Raw genomic sequence first — 18,618 nt, 5'->3', positions numbered from 1 at the left:
TTCGTTGATTACTTCCCATAAACAAAAAGCCAATCTAAACAGATTGGCTTTTTCGCTCAATTGCAGCTGAGTCTGACTAGAGCTCTACTTTTTCCATCTCTAGCTGTTGCAATGAGATAACGGCTTGGGTGCGGTTTCTCACGCCTAACTTACGAAATATCGCCGTGGCATGCGCCTTGATGGTGGCTTCCGATACGCCTAAGTCATAGGCAATCTGCTTATTGAGTAAGCCTTCGGCAAACATCTGCAACACCTTGTACTGCTGTGGAGTGAGATCGGCAAGCTTTCTGGCCACAAGAGCGCTAGCGTCTTCCTTTATCTCCTGTATCTCGGCATGATCCGGTAGCCAAATATCTCCATCGAGTACCGAGGTTAGGGCAGCAGCCAGTGTTTCCATCGAAGATGACTTAGGAATAAATCCTGAACTACCATAATGGACGGCACGGCTGATGGTCATATTATCTTCATGGGCGGAGATAATGATGACTGGAAGATCGGAGAAGTGGGTTCGCAGATGGATAAGGGTTGAATACCCGTGGGAGCCTGGCATCTGCAGGTCTAACATGACTAAATCATAGGCCTGCTGTTTATTTTCAAGCAGGCTCTGAAGTGCATCGGCACTGTCAGCTTCAAACCAGTTGGTGTTTGGGAAGGGACCACTCAGGGCTTGTCGTAAGGCGTTACGAAACAGCGGGTGGTCATCGGCAATAATAATGTTCAAATTTTCTAGCTTCATGGCTTTATATTTTATTTCGTTGCGCGTGAAGATTACATCAATGTAACAGAAAAAGTATGAGGGGGACTATTGGTTTATGGGTATTTGGCGGTGATTTAGCCTTAAAGCCCGGTTTTATTCGACTTAGGTCTAACAGATGCATACGGAGTTTTTGGGGATGAAAACCATCGGGCAATAATCTGCTCATCAAGGCAGTGATTATTGTCACTGCCTTTTATGATTTATGACTCTTGCGTCCAGACCTGGGTGGGTTGTCTGTCATCATCTACGGCAACGAAGGTGAAGACGCCTCGAATGGCATGCTCTCTGTGATCTCTATACATGTCTTCGACAAAGATATTTACTTCGACTTTTAAAGAGGTATTACCCACATAGATAACCCTGGCGATAATTTCGGCCAGGCTGCCAGCAGGAATAGCCTTGTTAAAATCAATCCTGTCCGAGCTCACTGTAACCAGAGGCTTACGGCAGAAGCGAGTGGCGGCGATAAAGGCGGTTTCGTCCATCCAGGCCAATGCTTCACCACCGAAGAGGGTGTTGTGGTGGTTGGTGATGGACGGAAATATGGCCTTGATGACACGGGCTTCAGATTGTTCTATACGGGCATTCATCATTGGTGAGCGAGATTCGGGTGTTTGGGACAATGGCATACGGCAACCTAAGGTTATACTAGTTCAATATTGGCGGAATATAGGCAGAGAATTATAGTGAAATTTCCCGTTTAAAGGAAACATTATTGAAGGAGTGTTTTTAAGACATTTCCTTTCTCCCTGGAGGTCAGATGCAGAAGGTACGCGCCCATGGACGGGTGAAGCTAGAGTAACGCCGGAGCAGTTACCGAGGCCTACAGCATTTTTAATTCCCGCTGAATGCTCACTTACTTAATGGAACTGGTATTAGTAATGATGTTGATGAATTTTTAGATCAAAAAAGGCTTCCTAGCAATGCCGAGAAGCCTTTTTTACGGAATTAGCTTTTACGAGCTAAGCTTATTCATTCTGTCTCTCGATGCCTTAGCGAGGGAGCGAAGCAGTTTCTCCGAGTCTTCCCAATGCAAACAGGCATCTGTAATGCTCTTACCATAGACCAGCTTCTTACCTGGGATCACCTTCTGGTTACCCTCTTCGATAAAGCTTTCAGCCATGATACCAGCGATAGCCGTTGAGCCTTCATCCATCTGTTTGATGATGCTGTCGGCGACGATGAGTTGCTGGGCATGTTTCTTCTGGCTGTTGCCGTGGCTGAAGTCGACAACAATACGATGGGAAATGCCTAATTTTTGCAACTGTTCTGCGGCGGCATTGACGTCTTCGGCGTGATAGTTAGGTTGCTTACCACCCCGTAGAATGATGTGACCAAATGGGTTACCACTGGTGCGATAAACCGCCATGGCGCCATCTTTATCCGGAGAATAGAAGATGTGCGGCTCTTTTGCTGCACGTACGGCATCGATAGCAATATTGATGTTGCCGTCGGTGCCATTTTTAAAACCAACCGGACAGGATAGGGCCGATGCCATCTCACGGTGAATTTGACTCTCTGTGGTGCGCGCGCCGACAGCGCCCCAGGTAATAAGATCGGCGATATACTGACCGTTCACCATATCGAGGAATTCGGTTGCGATAGGCAACTTGAGCTCGGTAATTTTTTGCAATAATTCACGGGCGAGACGAAGTCCCTTGTTGGCGTTGAAACTGCCATCGAGATCGGGATCTGAGATGAGTCCTTTCCAGCCAACTGTGGTTCTGGGCTTCTCGAAGTAGACGCGCATCAAGATACACAGATCGTCTTTCAGTTCCATATGCAGTTTTGCCAAGCGCTCCGCATAATCTATGGCCGCCTTGGTGTCATGAATTGAGCAAGGACCTATGATAACCAAGAGCCTTGGGTCTTCACCAGTCAAGATAGCCTCGACTTCGCGTCTCTGTTGAACCAGGTAGTCGGCAGCCTCTGATGTGAGGGGATATTCAGAAGCTAATTTAGCGGGAGAAATTGCCTTACATAATAAAGTGGTGCGTAGTTCATCTGTTTTAATGGTCATTCATTGTACCGAGCGTTCGTAAGGGCATTTAGCCTGATTACTGCGGATTATAACGAATAGTTTAAAGATGCACAGCGCCTTAATCACGAAAAGTGAGGCTAATTTCGGCTCTCTGTGCATATAGGTCGATAAATAAGTGAATATTTAAGCAGTTTTAGGCGTTTACTAGAACATATGACGTTTCAGTCCTGTGATATCGAGGATCTTAGTCGCTATCTCTTCCACCGAATAATTGGTGGTGTCCACGTAGGGGATACGCTCGCGTTTGTACATCATCTCAACTTCTTTGACTTCGATACGACACTGACGCAATGAGGAGTAACGGCTGTTTTTCATGCGGCTCTGGCGTATCTCATGCAGGCGCACCGGATCTATGGTTAGACCGAATAGTTTCTTCTTATTATGTTTCAGTTCTGGGGGAAGTTTGAGGTTATCCATGTCATCTTCGACAAAGGGATAGTTGGCGGCTTTAATGCCGAACTGCATCGAAAGGTAGAGACTGCTTGGGGTCTTGCCACAACGAGACACACCTAATAGTACCAGATCGGCGCTATCTATGTTCTTTAATGTCTGACCGTCATCATTGTCCATGGTGTAATTGATGGCTTCTATTCGAGCATCATAGCCTTCATTTCCCTTGCCGTGAGTTCGATGAACCACGGGAGAGGCTTTCATTCCCAGTTGTTTCTCTAATGGGGCCACAAAAGTGTTCAAAAAGTCATAATCTATGCCTTCACTGCTAAAAATGATGTCTCTAATCTCAGCTTTGACGATAGAGTGGAACACTAAGGGACGTTCGCCTGTGGTAATAAAACAATCATCTATTTGCGCTTTAATTGTATGAGCTTTAGCTTCTGTTTCGACAAAGGGAATAGTAAGTGCGTCAAATTCAACGGGAAATTGCGATAGAACCGCATGGCCAAACACCTCTGCTGTGATGGCTGTACCGTCTGAGATATAGAATACTTTACGCAACATTTTGACCTCTTGTAGTAATAAAATTACAAATAAATTATAGATTTACGCTTGTTGCGATGGAGTGTAAAATGCATCAGCCCTCCTGTGAAGGGGCCACACTGAAATAAACTTGCGGAGATAGAACTGTGCAGCAATATGTACTCTGGTATCAAGAATTAGGCATGGGTGACGTCAACAAGGTCGGCGGTAAGAATGCCTCTCTTGGAGAGATGATTAGTAACTTAGCTAATGCGGGTGTTCAAGTGCCAGGTGGTTTTGCCACCACCTCTTACGCGTTTAATGAGTTTCTTGAACAAAGCGGACTTAACCAGAAGATATACGACATTCTAGATATTCTAGATGTCGATGACGTGAACGCACTCGCTACAGCCGGTGCACAGATCAGACAATGGGTGATAGATACCCCATTCCACCCCGAATTTGAGCAGGCTGTAAGAGACTCTTACGACAAGCTTTCCTCTGAAACTAAGGATGCATCTTTTGCGGTTCGCTCTTCGGCGACAGCAGAAGATATGCCCGATGCTTCATTTGCCGGTCAGCAAGAAACTTTCCTTAACGTTAAAGGCTATGACGCGGTTCTGGTCGCGATGAAGCATGTATTTGCCTCATTGTTCAACGATCGCGCTATCTCTTATCGTGTTCACCAAGGTTACGACCATAAAGGTGTCGCCCTGTCTGCTGGTGTGCAGCGCATGGTTCGCTCCGACACCGCAGCTTCTGGTGTCATGTTCACCATGGACACCGAGTCGGGCAATAATGATGTGGTATTTATTACCTCTTCATTTGGCCTGGGTGAGATGGTGGTACAAGGTGCGGTTAACCCGGATGAGTTTTATGTCCATAAGCCCATTCTAACGGCAGGTCATCAAGCCGTTGTTCGCCGTAATATCGGTAGCAAACTCATTCAGATGGTGTACTCCGACGATAAGGCCCATGGCAAGCAAGTTAAGATAGAAGACGTTACCGCCGATAAGCGTCGTCAGTTCTCTATCAATGACGAAGAAGTCATGGAATTGGCTAAGCAGGCCATGGTTATCGAAAAGCACTACGGACGTCCAATGGACATCGAGTGGGCTAAAGATGGCAATGATGGCAAACTTTATATCGTCCAGGCTCGCCCTGAGACTGTGCGTTCTCGTGAAGATGTGCAGTTGATTGAGCGCTATCATCTTAAGACTAAGGGTAAGGTACTCTGTGAAGGCCGCGCCATCGGTCACAAGATAGGCAGTGGTGTGGCTAAGGTGCTGACTTCGATCGCAGACATGGACCAGATTAAAGAAGGTGATGTGCTGGTTACCGATATGACAGATCCCGATTGGGAGCCTATCATGAAGCGCGCAAGTGCCATTATCACCAACCGTGGTGGTCGTACGTGCCACGCGGCGATCATCGCCCGTGAATTAGGCGTGCCTGCCGTCGTAGGTTGTGGTGACGTGACCGAGCGCATTAAGACTGGCCAAAAAATTACAGTTTCTTGTTCCGAAGGAGATACAGGTTTCATCTATGAGGGGATCCAGGACTTCGAAGTCACTTCGTCTCGTGTAGATTCTATGCCTGATCTGCCAATAAAGATCATGATGAACGTGGGTAATCCGGACAGAGCGTTTGATTTTGCGCGTCTTCCTAATGCCGGTGTTGGCCTTGCGCGTCTTGAGTTCATCATCAACCGCATGATAGGTATTCACCCTAAGGCGTTACTCGAGTTCAATCAGCAAGATGCTGCGATTCAGCAAGAGATCCACGAGATGATTGCGGGTTATTCATCGCCGGTTGAGTTCTATATTGCACGCCTGGTTGAAGGCATGGCGACTATCGCGTCAGCTTTCTATCCGAAGAAAGTGATTATTCGTATGTCTGATTTCAAGTCGAACGAATACGCTAACTTGGTGGGTGGTGACAGATACGAGCCGGAAGAAGAGAACCCTATGCTGGGTTTCCGTGGCGCCAGTCGCTACATCTCTGATTCTTTCCGTGACTGTTTCGCACTCGAGTGTGAGGCCATCAAGCGTGTGCGTAATGAGATGGGTCTGACTAACGTCGAGATCATGATCCCATTCGTTCGTACACTAGGTGAAGCGGCTCAGGTGATTGAACTGCTTAAAGAGGAAGGTCTGGAACGTGGTAAAGATGGTCTTCGCGTCATCATGATGTGTGAATTGCCTTCTAACGCACTGCTTGCCGAGCAGTTCCTTGAGTACTTCGATGGTTTCTCTATCGGCTCTAACGATTTGACTCAGTTGACTCTGGGTCTGGATCGCGACTCTGGTATCATTAGCCATCTGTTTGATGAGCGCAACGAAGCGGTTAAAATCCTGCTGGCTATGGCCATTAAAGCCGCTAAGGATAAGGGCGCTTATATTGGGATCTGTGGTCAAGGACCTTCGGATCATGCCGATTTCGCTGCCTGGTTAGTCGAGCAAGGCATCGACACGGTTTCACTGAATCCTGATACTGTGATCGATACTTGGTTGTATTTGGGTAAAGCACAGAGTTAATTATTCTTAACATAGAATAAGCTAATCTTAAAAGCCGCTATATAGCGGCTTTTTTTTTGGTCAGATTTTTATATAATGGCGACATAATTACATAAATATAATAGACAGAAACAGATATGTTACCTAATCCTAAGTTGCCCAAGTTATCACATGAACACACCCTAGAGCCTGAATACCTTGCCTTCTTAATCGCACTCGAACGCAGTGAGTTCAGCGGTGACATCGATAAGCGCTACAGTGCACGCTTAGCTCAGGCAACGGATAACTCTGTCTATCAATTTTTGCCACAGGCTGTTCTTTACCCAAGAAATCAACAAGATGTGGCTCTTGCCCTTACGCTTGCTTCACGAAAAGAGTTCGATAGCGTGGTATTTAGTGCTCGTGGTGGCGGCACCGGCACCAATGGTCAGTCACTGACCCATGGTTTGATTTTAGATCTGTCTCGTTACCTCAATAAAGTGCTGGAGATCAATGCCGAGGAGGGCTGGGTGAGAGTGGAGGCGGGGGTGGTCAAGGATGCCCTCAACGATGCGCTCAGGGAACATGGCTTCTTTTTCAGTCCGGATCTGTCAACTTCGAATCGTGCCACCATGGGGGGCATGATTAATACCGATGCTTCCGGGGCGGGCTCGCTGGTTTATGGCAAGACTTCCGATCATGTACTCGAGCTATCCAGCGTGTTATATGATGGCAGCGTATTGAATACTTATGCGATTAAGCGTGAAAAATTGAAAAATATCGCCGCGATCACTAATAATCCACTAGGCCAGCAATTAATCGCTAAGATTGCCGCTATGTGCCGTGACAATCGGGGCGAGATAGAGGCGCGTTTTCCTAAGCTGAATCGATTTCTCACCGGCTATGATCTGAAAAACGTCTGGAATGAGCAACTAACCGAATTTAACCTGTCGCGTATCTTAACCGGCTCCGAAGGCACTCTGGCGGTGATCACCGAGGCTAAATTAAATATCACGTCTCTGCCTGATGTCCGCATGATGGTCACCATCAAGTATGACTCATTTGAATCTGCGCTGCGTCATGCTCCCGAGTTGGTCAAAGCCAAAGCGACTGTGGTCGAAACTGTCGATTCTAAGGTGCTCAATTTAGCCCAGCAAGATATCATCTGGCATTCTGTCTCAGACTTGATTAAAGAGGTTCCTGGCAGTCGTATCGATGGGCTGAATATGGTGGAGTTTGCCGGTGAAATAGAGGACGTTGAAGCAAGAGTATCTAAGCTTATCTCCAGTCTGGATGCTCAGCTAGCAGCAGGTTCTTGTGGCTTAATCGGTTATCAGCAGACCCGTGATAAAACCAGTATTGACATGATCTACGCCATGCGTAAGAAGGCGGTTGGCTTGCTAGGGGCGATGAAGGGGCGGCGTAAGCCCATAGCCTTTGCCGAAGATACCGCCGTACCGCCGGAGAAGCTCGCCGACTTTATCATGGAATTTAGAGCCCTGCTCGACAGCCATCAGCTTCAATATGGCATGTTCGGTCATGTGGATGCCGGGGTATTACATGTGAGGCCGGCGCTGGACATGTGTGATATTAATGACGAAAAATTATTGAAGCGAGTTTCCGATCAAGTCGCTGCGTTAACCCTTAAGTATGGCGGCCTGATGTGGGGCGAGCACGGTAAAGGGGTGCGCGGCGAGTATGGTCCGGCGGTATTTGGTCCGCATCTGTATGGCCTGCTCGAAGAGGTGAAGGGATTGTTCGATCCCCATAATAAACTCAACCCTGGCAAGCTGGTGGCGCCTAAAGGCACTGGCGCCTTGATTTACAATGTTGACAGTGCCAAACGTGGTAGCTTAGATCGACAGATCCCGATACAGACTCGGGATGCATTTCCCGATGTGATGAACTGTAATGGCAATGGTCTGTGTTTCAATTACAGCAGCTATTCACCCATGTGTCCCTCATTTAAAGTAACGGGTGACAGAGTACAGTCGCCGAAGGGCCGTGCGGGTCTGATGCGAGAGTGGCTGCGTCTGCTGGAGAAAGAGGGGGTGGATGTAGTAGAGTTGGCTAAGCAAAAACCTCAGGGCTTACTACAGAGGGCACAAAATAGCTTAAAAGCTAAGAGTGAATACGACTACTCCCATGAAGTCATGGAGTCTTTGAAGGGCTGTTTAGCCTGTAAGGCCTGTGCATCTCAGTGTCCGGTGAAGGTCGATGTGCCTAAGTTCAGGGCGCAATTTTTCAATATCTACTACCAAAGGTATCTGCGTCCGGTAAAAGATTATCTGGTGGCCGGCATCGAGGACTCTTTACCCTTGATGGCGATTGCGCCCAGACTCACCAATGCTCTGGCGCAAAATAGCGTCAGTCAGTGGCTAATCAAGAAGTCCTTAGGGTATGTGGATGCGCCAGCTTTATCTGTGCCAACACTGAAACAACAATTAGATGGTCATGCTTGTAGGGGGTACGATCTTGAGGCGCTGGAGGCGATAACCGATGATGAACGTCATCAATATGTCTTGGTGGTTCAAGACCCATTTAATAGTTTTTATGAGGCCGACACGGTTTATCATTTCATCAAGCTCATTGAAAAAATGGGGCTTAAGCCTGTGTTGCTGCCCTATAAACCTAACGGTAAGCCTATTCATATCAAGGGGTTTCTGGATAAGTTTGCCAAGACTGCTCAATCATCGGCGGATTTTTTGACCAAGTTGCACGCATTGAACATGCCCATGGTAGGGGTCGATCCGGCCATGGTATTGTGTTATCGCGATGAATATCGAGAAGTCTTGGGTGATGCCAGAGGCAATTTCGAGGTTAAACTGTCCAGTGAGTGGCTGCTCGAGGCGATAAAATCCATGCCCGCAGTGACGGAACAGGTCAAGAACACCAGCTTTACTTGGTTCAGTCACTGTACTGAGTCGACTGCTAAGCCAAGTACCGGCGCCGAATGGAAGACGATTTTCTCTCATTTTGGTGCCAAACTTGAGACGGTGAGCTTAGGGTGTTGTGGCATGGCTGGCACTTATGGCCATGAGCTCGAGAACAAGGAGCGTTCTAAGTCTCTGTATGATATGTCATGGGAGCAGGCCATGAAGGCCGTGCCTCAGGAGCAAGTATTGGTATCGGGTTACTCTTGTCGTACTCAGGTGAAGCGCTTCGGTGGTTTTAAGCCAAGGCATCCGGTGCAGGCGTTATTGAGCTTAATTTAATCATTGTAGACTAGTATACCGGTTGGTATTAGATAAAAAGGCTAGGTTATGCTGGCCTTTTTATTCGCCTTTCTATTGGTAAAATGATTGAGGGCGACATAAGGAGATGAGATGAGTAAAACATCAGCAAAGAGCAAGGCCGACAGGGTCGATACTGCATTGCAGCAGTTGCGGCAAGATAATGCCCTTTGTACAGAAACCGTGTTATTCAATATCGATAATCAGGGACAATGGTTTTACCGCAATGAACCCTTGCCGACTAAGTTTGCTCGTCTTTTCAGCAGTATATTACACCGTATCGATGCAGAACACTTTCTGATCACACCGGTTGAAAAACTTAAGGTCTCGGTGGAGTCTGTGCCGCTCATTATTGTGGATTACAACGAACTTAAAAACGGTTGTGTTGAGCTGGTGACAGGTCTGGATACCCGCTTCGATATTGAGGGCGTGAGCGCTTTTACCATTGAAGAGGACAGCGTCTTCGTTGAGCTGTCTAATGGGCTAGCGGCCAAGCTAGGCAGGGCCTGTTATTATCGATTCGTAGAAGAGTATATTTTAAAAAATAAAAAAACCTAGGTTAACGCTTTGATGTTATATCGTTTTCATAATTAGTTTTGAGTATTGCTAGTTTCTTGTGAGCTTAGTGGTAAGATTAAATTAGGTCCTTATTGAATTGGAGGTGCTAGTTGAAACATTATGAAAGTCTTGGCTACTTGGTATCTCACTTGAATGTAGATCTGCAAAATTCACTGGATGAGAAACTCAAACGATACCAACTCGATATTAAGCTTTGGCCGGTTCTTTTTGCCCTGTGGCAAGAGGAGGGAATAACGCAAACTGAGTTATCTAAGCGTTGTGATGTCGCTAACTACACCATGACTCGGTTATTAGACCAACTGCAAACACAAGGTTTAATTCATCGCCATCAAGAAGCCGACAATCGTCGTGCTTTTCAGATTTTTTTAACCGACATCGGTAAAGCCCTGGAGCAAGATTTAATCTGTGAAGCCGCAAGGGTCAATGACAATTTTCTGGTCAACCTGTCTGAAGATGAGCAAGCATCTTTTATTATTATGCTCAATAAGATCAATCGATTTTCCATTTGATCGGTTAAGATACTTGGCCATTGGTCACAATAGGCATAGCCTCAAATGTTAACATCCACCTCAATACTCATCCAAGGTGAAAGGCTCAGTCTCTGCTAGTTCAGAGCGATAGGGGCGCGCTTATCAGCTTGCTGATTTAGTCTGGTCCCGCTTATTGTATCAAGTGATCAGTTTAATAGCAGCCAGAGTAAGCCTGGCAAGGTGGTGAATATGACGAGGTTTTGCAATGTTCTTCTACTCTTACTTAGGTTCTCCTTCCCTTGGTGAATGCTAGTGATCAGGCAGTTACTCTTATAAATCCGACAGATCATCTCTTCAGATGTTGGATCGATAAGCAATTGAAAACGACAGGGGTTGCCATCATTAAGCTGGATGTTATGTTCACTGTTCTGGCCGAAATTTAGTTTTCTAGAGACCCGTTTCCCATTGACAAACACTTGCTCTAAACCACACCAGTTGCTGGCCTGAAGTTCTATCACATCTTGATTGAGATCATACCTGAAAGTCACCATAGCATTTTCCTATGCGAGTAAACTAGCCTCTAAGTTAAGCTGACAAATATGACATTTTCCAGTACAGTTCGATTATTTTTTTGTTTTTACTTGTATCTAATTGATTATGTTTTAATTTTTATTAAATAAAAATGGGACAAAAAATAATTTTATCCCATCAATTATAGTGTAAATATCTGTAGTAATTTTACAAATCTTTAGCTATTTTTTGCCGCTTCGATGATCTTGCGTGCCATCTCATCTGCAATAGAATCTGTGGTGCGATCTTGCTCATCTGCTGCGGTAAAGATAGTCATCAAGGTGTGGTAGATCTCTTCGACTTTCTTCGTCGATGCATTGGCATCATAGTCTTTTTCGAAGGAGACATTGATGATGCCACCGGCATTGATCACATAATCCGGTGCATAAAGAATCTCTAGTTCTTTTAGCTTCTCCCCGTGGCGTGCTTCGGCTAACTGATTATTGGCACAACCTGCCACTATGCTGGCTTTAAGCAGTGGAATCGTTGTATCGTTGATCGTGGCGCCCAGAGCACAAGGGGCATAAATATCGACATCTTGATGGTAGATGTCTTGCGGGGCAACGACTATGGCACCGAATTCGCTTGCTGCTTTATCCAGAGATGCCTGATGTATGTCAGTCACAATTAGCTCGGCACCTGCCTCATGGAGGTGACGACACAGGTAATAGCCAACATGACCCACACCCTGAACAGATATCTTGAGGCCCTTGAGTGAATTGACACCTAGCTTATGCTTAGCCGCCGCTTTTATGCCTAAATAAGTACCCAGTGCAGTGAAAGGTGATGGATCGCCACTCTTTCCTTCGAGTCCTGCCATATAAGGCGTTTCTTCATGGGCGATCATGATATCTTTGGTCGATACCCCGACATCCTCTGCGGAATAATATCTACCACCCAGAGCATCGATACAACGACCAAAGGCGCGGAATAGGGCTTCACGGTCTTGAAGCCTAGGATTGGCGATGATGACAGACTTGCCGCCACCCATAGTCAGACCCGCGAGGGCGTTCTTATAGGTCATGCCGCGTGATAGGCGTAACACATCGTTTAATGCCTCGTCATCTGATTCATAATTCCACATCCTACAACCGCCAACAGCGGGTCCAAGATTGGTGTTATGAATGGCAATGATGGCTTTTAAGCCACTTTCCTTGTCTTGACAAAATACGACCTGTTCATGATCGTCGAAAGAGATATGATTAAATACAGCCACGTACTGTTCTCCACTTGGGAATGTAAACGTCAGAGTTTAAAGAGATGTTCTGACGGCTTGTTATATTTATTGCAGAACGATAGCATTTAGCGATACTCTCAACAAAGTAAAGATTCGGATTAATTGTGATCTGTGTGGCAATCTAGCTTTCCACTTTACGTCAACGTAAAGATGTAGTGGCTTTAATGCCTAAATTGCATTAGCCAGCGAAGCGAAATCAATTTGTTTACAATAATAAGATAGGAATTCAGTATGACGGAACAAGCAGTCGATCAAACTCGAGCGCTAACGGCAGAACAACAAGAAGAGCTGAGACAGGAGTGGATCAGAGAGCATTTTCAAAAGGCGAATAAATTCTTAGCTGAAAAAGGCATCATTCCTAGCAAGGTCATAGCCGATGAGAGCCGTTATCTGGCACCCTATGTCGCGGTTTGGAAGATGGAGTCTAAGCAGCCTAAGAAGCAGACTTTTTGGGTGATGTCCGGCGATCTACCCTCGGATTATGTCGATGTCAAAGTGGCGGCAACAGCCCGTGATGCCCTACGTCACTTCTCTATGATGTGGCAATTGAAAGCCGAAAACTTACAAAAAAGCGGCGCCACGAGAGAGCCTACCCAAGCTAAATTCGCTCAACTTTTGGTCTCTAGAGCCGAAAGTTTGTACCACATTCATAACGATGAAAAACTCTGGGGCTAACGGTAGAATATTCTCTGTTGCAGAGGATATCAATCCATTAAATGTTCGCTGTTTTAAACACAGAGTATAAAAATGGCACCTCAATGAGGTGCCATTTTTGATTCTATTAGCGCTAAAAATAGAGGAGTTAGGCTAAATAGTAATAGCCCAAGTTAAGCATAGTGAGCAGAAACCTTGTCACCTCAGGTGATTCGATTAGGCCGAGTATTTTAGCATTGTCTAGGCTCATCTGATTGGCGAGATAGGCCAGCTCATCTTGGTTTATGTTGAACTCGAACTCCTCACCGTTGATAAATAAGCGTGATAGCGTATCGCCCTCGAGACAGATAACTTTTAAGCCTCCAATTCGGACTAATTGCGCCCCTGCCGACAGGGCCGAGGTTAAATCTGTCGCCGAGTAATCTTGCTCGGGCTCGCACAAGTCCAACTCGAAACGATTCTGACTCAGCAGTTGGCCTAACATTCGCTGGTAATGCTGAGGCTGTGCTAACAAGTCTTTGAGCAGATCCAGTATTCCTGTTTGATGGTCTATGGACAGACTCGCCGGCATTTCAGGCTCATTTGCCGAGATAAAACGCTGTAAGCCTGTGTTGGTATCAAGCAGATGATCCGCCAGTCCACTCATCAGCTCTTGCTGACTCGGCGCTCTAAAGCCGATGGAATAGCTCAAGGCCGTGGTGATTGTTTCCCCTCTGTGTGGGTAGCCAGGGGGGATATACAGCATGTCGCCTTTTTCCAGCACCACATCGATAATAGGCTCGAAGTCGTCGATGAGTGCGGTATGAGTATCACCACCACGGGGAGCGTAATTTCCTCTCGCACCGACTTTCCAGCGGCGTGTCCCTTCTCCTTGAAGCAGGAAAACGTCATAGTTATCGATATGAGGTCCAACGCCGCCGCCAGGTGTGGCAAATGACACCATGAGATCGTCGAAACGCCAATCGGGGATGAATCTGAAGGCTTCGACTAACGAGACTGAATCCGGGTGCCAGTGATTGACGGCCTGCACTAATAATTGCCAATTATCAACGCCAAATTGATCATATTCTTCTATGGGGCCCTGAATGATATCCCAGCCGTCGTCTTTGGTAATGATCACCCGAGAGGATATCTCCTCCTCGCAGGCAAGACCCGCCAGCTCATCGGCGCTGATAGGATCGACAAAATCCGTGAAGGCATTTTTGATGACTAGGGGGGTCTGCTGCCAATGCTGCGCTAGGAAGTCTTGAGTATTGATATTCAGTTTATACATAGATGCTTATTGATAAGGTCATAAAAAAGGCGCTAAGGATAAGCTTACCGCCTTTGGTGTTGATAGACGATTGAAGTGTTACTTTAGTTCATCTACGAAGGTTTCGGCGCGGCCAATGTAGTTGGCTGGCGTCATCTTCTTAAGTTCAACTTTCACTGCAGCAGGAAGCTCCAGACTATCGATGAATACGGCTAACTGCTCACCATCGATACGCTTGCCACGAGTCAGCTCTTTAAGCTTCTCATAGGGCTTCTCGATGCCATAGCGGCGCATCACGGTTTGAACGGGTTCTGCTAATACTTCCCAATTTTTGTTCAGCTCTGCTCTAAGCTGAGCCTCGTTAATTTCTAGTTTGCTGATCCCTTTCAGAGTCGACTGATACGCGATCAAGGCATGAGCCATGCCTACGCCTAAGTTACGCAGCACGGTAGAATCGGTAAGGTCGCGTTGCCATCTCGATACCGGCAGCTTAGCGGCTAAGTGCTGCATCAAGGCGTTTGCTATGCCCAAGTTACCTTCCGAGTTTTCGAAATCGATTGGGTTAACCTTATGAGGCATGGTCGAAGAACCTATCTCACCGGCTATGGTTTTCTGTTTGAAATGACCCAGTGCAATATAGCCCCAGATATCACGATCGAAATCGATGAGGATGGTGTTGAAGCGGGCGATGGCATCAAACAGCTCGGCGATATAATCGTGAGGCTCAATCTGAGTGGTGTATGGATTCCAGTTGATTCCTAGGCTGGTGACGAAGCGCTCGGATAATGTGTGCCAATCGACTTCAGGGTAAGCTGATATGTGAGCGTTGTAGTTACCTACGGCGCCATTGAGCTTGCCCATGATTTCGACCGCTTGGATCTGCTTAAGCTGACGCTGGAGACGAACCACAACGTTGGCCATCTCTTTGCCTACAGTCGAGGGGGAAGCTGGCTGACCATGGGTACGGGACATCAAAGGCACAGTTTTGTGCTCGATTGCGAGTCCCTTGATAGCATCGATAACCTGCTGACAAGAAGGTGCCAGTACTTGCTCGCGTGCTTCGGTTAGCATCAGAGCATGAGACAGGTTGTTAATGTCTTCCGAGGTACAGGCGAAGTGAACAAACTCATCGATAGCAGCCAGTTCGGCATTATCGGCAATCTGCTCCTTGATGAAGTATTCGACCGCTTTAACATCATGATTAGTGGTCGCTTCGATAGCCTTAATTCTCAGAGCATCTTCTTCACTGAAGTTATCTTTAATGTGATCTAGAAGGGCTAATGCCGCTTCGCTGAACGGTGGAACTTCAACTATTTCTGGGCAGCTGGAGAGCAGCTTTAGCCAGTTTATTTCGACTTGAACACGGTACTTGGTCAGGCCGTACTCGCTGAAAATCCCTCTCAATGAGGCGGTTTTACTACCATAACGACCGTCTACGGGAGAGATAGCAGTTAGTGCGGAAAGTTCCATTAGAAGCTCCTTAATGAACTTGACTTACTTATAGGGTGAGGCTTTTTTTAGCTATTTCGACTATTGTTTTTCTGGCGAAGACAAGGTGTCTACGCTTGCCTCCTAATTGGCGCCACAGTACAGCGCTGCGTATAGCAGAGAGTAATAGGGCGCGGATTTTTTCCTGTACCTGAGACTGTTGCAGATATTCAGGATTACCCGATATCTGAATTTTAGGGCCTAAGGTACTGATAATATCGCTGTAGATGCCGGCAAAATTGGCGACGACCTGCTTATCTGTGATGGCAAAGTGGTTCAGTTGACGGTGCACCTGATTGATTCTTTCGGCCAATATCCCCATGGCATTACCTCTGGACAGTTTGCGTTCCAGAGCCAAGATACCGATAAGGTAACGTGTAGCCTCTACATCTTTATCTTTGCCGTCGCCTAACTGATTGACGATCAGTTGATAGCCTTTTCTTAAGGCGACTTTATCTGCATATACATCCGATGTGGTTTCAGGTTCAGTGACTAAAACCGTGTTCAGGCTGGCCGCGAAACTATCAGTATCAGCACTTCCGTGTCTGGCGACATGTTGTACCTGGGTGATAGCTTGCAAAATTCCTGCAAAGGCCATGGTGCGTTCATTGAGTTGCTCGTTCACGGCTTATCCTCTGATTAATGAGTCGATGATGCCGCCGCCTAAGCAGAGCTCATCAGAATAGAAGACAGCCGATTGGCCTGGGGTCACCGCCGCAACAGGTTCATCGAAGAGGACTCTTATTGTGTCTTCGCCTTTATCATTGTTTTCAAGAAACAGGGTACAGGCTACGTCTCGTTGACGATAGCGAGTTTTTACCGTGATTCTAGCTTCATTGATAGGGCCTTTTCTGTCGACCCAGTGGAGCTGGTCAGCATAAAAGCCCATGGACATTAATCTCGGATGAGTGCCACCTTGGCCGACGACTAAGACATTTCTGTCCATCTCTTTATCGACAACATACCAAGGGTCGTCATTGCTGTTCTTCATTCCGCCAATACCCAGGCCTTTGCGCTGGCCTAATGTGTGGTACATGAGTCCCTGGTGCTTGCCGATGACTTCGCCTTCTGCAGTTTCTATATTGCCGGGTTGGGCAGGTAAGAAGGTGCGTAAAAAGTCGGTGAACTTACGTTCGCCGATAAAACAAATACCGGTACTGTCTTTCTTGTCATGGGTGATGAGGCCCATCTCCTTGGCTATCTCCCTGACTTCACTTTTTTCGAGCTCGCCCACGGGGAAGAGAGAGCGGGCAATCTGCTCATGACTGAGTGTGTAGAGGAAATAGCTTTGATCTTTATTGCCATCGACGCCACGTAACATCCGGCTCTGACCCGTTTCATCGCAGCGGCGTACATAATGCCCCATGGCGATATAATCGGCATCGAGAATTTCATCGGCAAACTCGAGAAATGCTTTGAACTTTATCTCTTTGTTACAGATGATATCTGGATTTGGAGTTCGGCCTGCCTTGTATTCGGCGAGAAAGTATTCGAACACCTTGTCCCAATATTCGGCGGCGAAGTTGACGGTATGAAGCTTGATGCCAAGCTTGTCACATACCGCTTGGGCATCTTTTAGATCGTCTGCAGCAGCGCAATATTCATCGGTATCATCTTCTTCCCAATTTTTCATGAAAAGGCCTTCGACCCGATAACCTTGCTTGAGCAGCAAGTAAGCCGAGACGGATGAATCAACACCGCCGGACATGCCGACAATGACTTTTTTACTGCTATTTGCTGTGGGTTCGATAAATGACATAGATCCTAAAAACCATTGAATGTGTTTTTAATCGCTGATTTTCTTAGAGAAGATCCAATGAGTCAGGCACAATATCTGCTATTGACCGTTTTCATACAATGAGCAAAATAAGCGACGTTTCGGGGGCGCATTCTATCACGCATTATTGTTCGGGGCTAACTTGAGCCAGTCATCATTGAGCACTTTCAGCGGATAGTGAATTTTGTTCAGAAATCATCTCTGCAAGAGAGTACTCAAGGGAGTGAGTGTAACCTTGTCTGTGTTAGCCTTTGGCTTTCATATCCAGGATCCGGTATTGGCCGATATCGATATCGTCCAGACTCCATTGACCTATTTTATAGCGGATCAGTCTAAGAGTAGGGAAACCTATATGGGCGGTCATGCGTCTCACCTGACGATTACGGCCTTCGCAGATCTGGATCTCAAGCCAGGTGGTGGGAATATTTTTACGTTCACGGATTGGAGGCTCTCGGTCCCATACTTTGGGTTCTGAGATGCTGGTTATCTTAGCGGGTAGCGTCATACCATCTTTTAGTTTTACACCGTCCCGTAATGCCTGTAGGTCTGCTTGGTCGGGGGTGCCCTCCACTTGAACCCAATAGGTTTTAAAGGTCCTCTTGTTCGGCTCGGTGATCTTCGATTGCAATTTTCCGTCATTGGTCAGTAGCAGTAGGCCTTCACTGTCTCTGTCTAGACGACCAGCGGCATAGACATCTTTCACGGCAATGAAATCCTTGAGGGTCTTTCGGCCTTGTTCATCGGTAAATTGACAGAGTACATCGAAAGGCTTGTTGAACAGAAGGATCACAGGATCTTTAGCCGCAGGCTTGTGACCTGGGGGTTTCCTCGCTTTCGCCCCCATGGCACCGTGTTGCTTATGGGGGCTTACTTTCTTGTTATCACCCCAGCCTGAGGCTCTATTTACCAAGGGCTTTACACTGTTTTTTTTCAACTGTTTTTGATGAGAAATAGTATGGCTCACTCTGGCTATCTTCTGGCATAGTATGGCTTGATGCGGACATTGTACTTGGCATTCGCCATTAGTGGAATTTGAAAATTGTCAGGAATGTTTTATGATGTTGGTCATATAAAATATGATCTATTTCAAAACAGCATAACGTTTTGAGATGTTCAACGCAGGTGTTTAAGCGTTAATATAGGCTGCAAA

The 18,618-nt window shown here is 46.6% G+C and carries 16 protein-coding genes; 5 read left to right on the top strand and 11 right to left on the bottom strand.

The genetic code is table 11. The features are described 5' to 3' along the window. Positions 1–76 precede the first annotated feature (76 nt). The 4 genes from KT99_RS12950 to ppsR form a co-directional block, all read right to left on the bottom strand. Complete coding sequence (locus tag KT99_RS12950; protein WP_005500777.1) at positions 77–736, bottom strand: response regulator transcription factor; 660 nt, start codon at positions 734–736, stop codon at positions 77–79. 221 nt (positions 737–957) lie between these two features. Continuing rightward, complete coding sequence (locus KT99_RS12945) at positions 958–1,386, bottom strand: acyl-CoA thioesterase (RefSeq protein WP_050774362.1); 429 nt, start codon at positions 1,384–1,386, stop codon at positions 958–960. Positions 1,387–1,712: 326 nt separating this feature from the next. Beyond that, the gene (locus tag KT99_RS12940; protein ID WP_005500772.1) at positions 1,713–2,777 is read right to left on the bottom strand and encodes a 3-deoxy-7-phosphoheptulonate synthase; all 1,065 of its coding nucleotides are present in this window, start codon (positions 2,775–2,777) and stop codon (positions 1,713–1,715) included. A 165-nt stretch (positions 2,778–2,942) separates the two neighbouring features. Further along, positions 2,943–3,755 carry a posphoenolpyruvate synthetase regulatory kinase/phosphorylase PpsR gene (gene ppsR / locus KT99_RS12935; RefSeq protein WP_005500770.1) on the bottom strand — a complete coding sequence of 271 codons (813 nt, stop codon included), beginning with the start codon at positions 3,753–3,755 and terminating at the stop codon, positions 2,943–2,945. Positions 3,756–3,880: 125 nt separating this feature from the next. On the opposite strand from ppsR, the gene ppsA reads away from it, so the two are divergent. From ppsA to KT99_RS12915, 4 genes are all read left to right on the top strand, one after another. Beyond that, positions 3,881–6,250 carry a phosphoenolpyruvate synthase gene (gene ppsA, locus KT99_RS12930; RefSeq protein ID WP_005500768.1) on the top strand — a complete coding sequence of 790 codons (2,370 nt, stop codon included), beginning with the start codon at positions 3,881–3,883 and terminating at the stop codon, positions 6,248–6,250. A 116-nt stretch (positions 6,251–6,366) separates the two neighbouring features. Then, entirely contained in the window at positions 6,367–9,423 is a 3,057-nt protein-coding gene (ydiJ, locus tag KT99_RS12925) for a D-2-hydroxyglutarate dehydrogenase YdiJ (RefSeq protein WP_005500766.1), read from the top strand. 111 nt (positions 9,424–9,534) lie between these two features. Next, positions 9,535–9,999, top strand: a complete 465-nt coding sequence (locus KT99_RS12920; RefSeq protein WP_005500763.1) for a DUF1285 domain-containing protein — start codon at positions 9,535–9,537, stop codon at positions 9,997–9,999. A gap of 110 nt (positions 10,000–10,109) precedes the next feature. Beyond that, positions 10,110–10,529, top strand: a complete 420-nt coding sequence (locus KT99_RS12915) for a MarR family winged helix-turn-helix transcriptional regulator (protein ID WP_005500761.1) — start codon at positions 10,110–10,112, stop codon at positions 10,527–10,529. Positions 10,530–10,696: 167 nt separating this feature from the next. Here the strand turns inward: KT99_RS12915 and KT99_RS12910 are convergent, their stop codons facing one another. Beyond that, a complete protein-coding gene (locus KT99_RS12910) occupies positions 10,697–11,041 on the bottom strand; it encodes a hypothetical protein (RefSeq protein ID WP_005500759.1) in 345 nt (114 codons plus the stop codon). Between the two features lie 197 nt (positions 11,042–11,238). Beyond that, positions 11,239–12,276, bottom strand: coding sequence for a Leu/Phe/Val dehydrogenase (locus KT99_RS12905; protein ID WP_005500756.1), 1,038 nt, complete (start codon positions 12,274–12,276; stop codon positions 11,239–11,241). Positions 12,277–12,528: 252 nt separating this feature from the next. On the opposite strand from KT99_RS12905, the gene KT99_RS12900 reads away from it, so the two are divergent. After that, on the top strand, positions 12,529–12,972 hold the full coding sequence (locus tag KT99_RS12900; RefSeq protein WP_005500753.1) for a DUF4826 family protein: 444 nt from the start codon (positions 12,529–12,531) through the stop codon (positions 12,970–12,972). 127 nt (positions 12,973–13,099) lie between these two features. Here the strand turns inward: KT99_RS12900 and KT99_RS12895 are convergent, their stop codons facing one another. From KT99_RS12895 to KT99_RS12875, 5 genes are all read right to left on the bottom strand, one after another. Further along, a complete protein-coding gene (locus KT99_RS12895; RefSeq protein ID WP_005500751.1) occupies positions 13,100–14,224 on the bottom strand; it encodes a ribosomal protein uL16 3-hydroxylase in 1,125 nt (374 codons plus the stop codon). 78 nt (positions 14,225–14,302) lie between these two features. After that, positions 14,303–15,673: an adenylosuccinate lyase gene (gene purB, locus KT99_RS12890; protein WP_005500749.1), complete on the bottom strand. Its 1,371-nt coding sequence runs from the start codon at positions 15,671–15,673 to the stop codon at positions 14,303–14,305. Between the two features lie 28 nt (positions 15,674–15,701). Beyond that, complete coding sequence (gene hflD, locus KT99_RS12885) at positions 15,702–16,316, bottom strand: high frequency lysogenization protein HflD (RefSeq protein WP_005500748.1); 615 nt, start codon at positions 16,314–16,316, stop codon at positions 15,702–15,704. A gap of 3 nt (positions 16,317–16,319) precedes the next feature. Continuing rightward, positions 16,320–17,450, bottom strand: a complete 1,131-nt coding sequence (gene mnmA / locus KT99_RS12880; RefSeq protein WP_005500746.1) for a tRNA 2-thiouridine(34) synthase MnmA — start codon at positions 17,448–17,450, stop codon at positions 16,320–16,322. A 262-nt stretch (positions 17,451–17,712) separates the two neighbouring features. Then, positions 17,713–18,432: an rRNA large subunit pseudouridine synthase E gene (locus tag KT99_RS12875; RefSeq protein ID WP_005500744.1), complete on the bottom strand. Its 720-nt coding sequence runs from the start codon at positions 18,430–18,432 to the stop codon at positions 17,713–17,715. Positions 18,433–18,618: the final 186 nt, after the last annotated feature.

This window comes from Shewanella benthica KT99 (genome assembly GCF_000172075.1).
Classification (GTDB): Bacteria; Pseudomonadota; Gammaproteobacteria; order Enterobacterales; family Shewanellaceae; genus Shewanella; species Shewanella benthica_A.
This window is presented reverse-complemented; position numbering and strand designations above follow the sequence as displayed.

Bases quoted from the DNA above. Each gene is read 5' to 3' on its own strand.
- KT99_RS12920 (WP_005500763.1), top strand. From the start codon at position 9,535: ATGAGTAAAACATCAGCAAAGAGCAAGGCCGACAGGGTCGATACTGCA.
- KT99_RS12950 (WP_005500777.1), bottom strand. From the start codon at position 736: ATGAAGCTAGAAAATTTGAACATTATTATTGCCGATGACCACCCGCTG.
- KT99_RS12940 (WP_005500772.1), bottom strand. From the start codon at position 2,777: ATGACCATTAAAACAGATGAACTACGCACCACTTTATTATGTAAGGCA.
- ydiJ (WP_005500766.1), top strand. From the start codon at position 6,367: ATGTTACCTAATCCTAAGTTGCCCAAGTTATCACATGAACACACCCTA.
- KT99_RS12945 (WP_050774362.1), bottom strand. From the start codon at position 1,386: ATGCCATTGTCCCAAACACCCGAATCTCGCTCACCAATGATGAATGCC.
- KT99_RS12910 (WP_005500759.1), bottom strand. From the start codon at position 11,041: ATGGTGACTTTCAGGTATGATCTCAATCAAGATGTGATAGAACTTCAG.
- purB (WP_005500749.1), bottom strand. From the start codon at position 15,673: ATGGAACTTTCCGCACTAACTGCTATCTCTCCCGTAGACGGTCGTTAT.
- KT99_RS12900 (WP_005500753.1), top strand. From the start codon at position 12,529: ATGACGGAACAAGCAGTCGATCAAACTCGAGCGCTAACGGCAGAACAA.
- KT99_RS12895 (WP_005500751.1), bottom strand. From the start codon at position 14,224: ATGTATAAACTGAATATCAATACTCAAGACTTCCTAGCGCAGCATTGG.
- mnmA (WP_005500746.1), bottom strand. From the start codon at position 17,450: ATGTCATTTATCGAACCCACAGCAAATAGCAGTAAAAAAGTCATTGTC.
- ppsR (WP_005500770.1), bottom strand. From the start codon at position 3,755: ATGTTGCGTAAAGTATTCTATATCTCAGACGGTACAGCCATCACAGCA.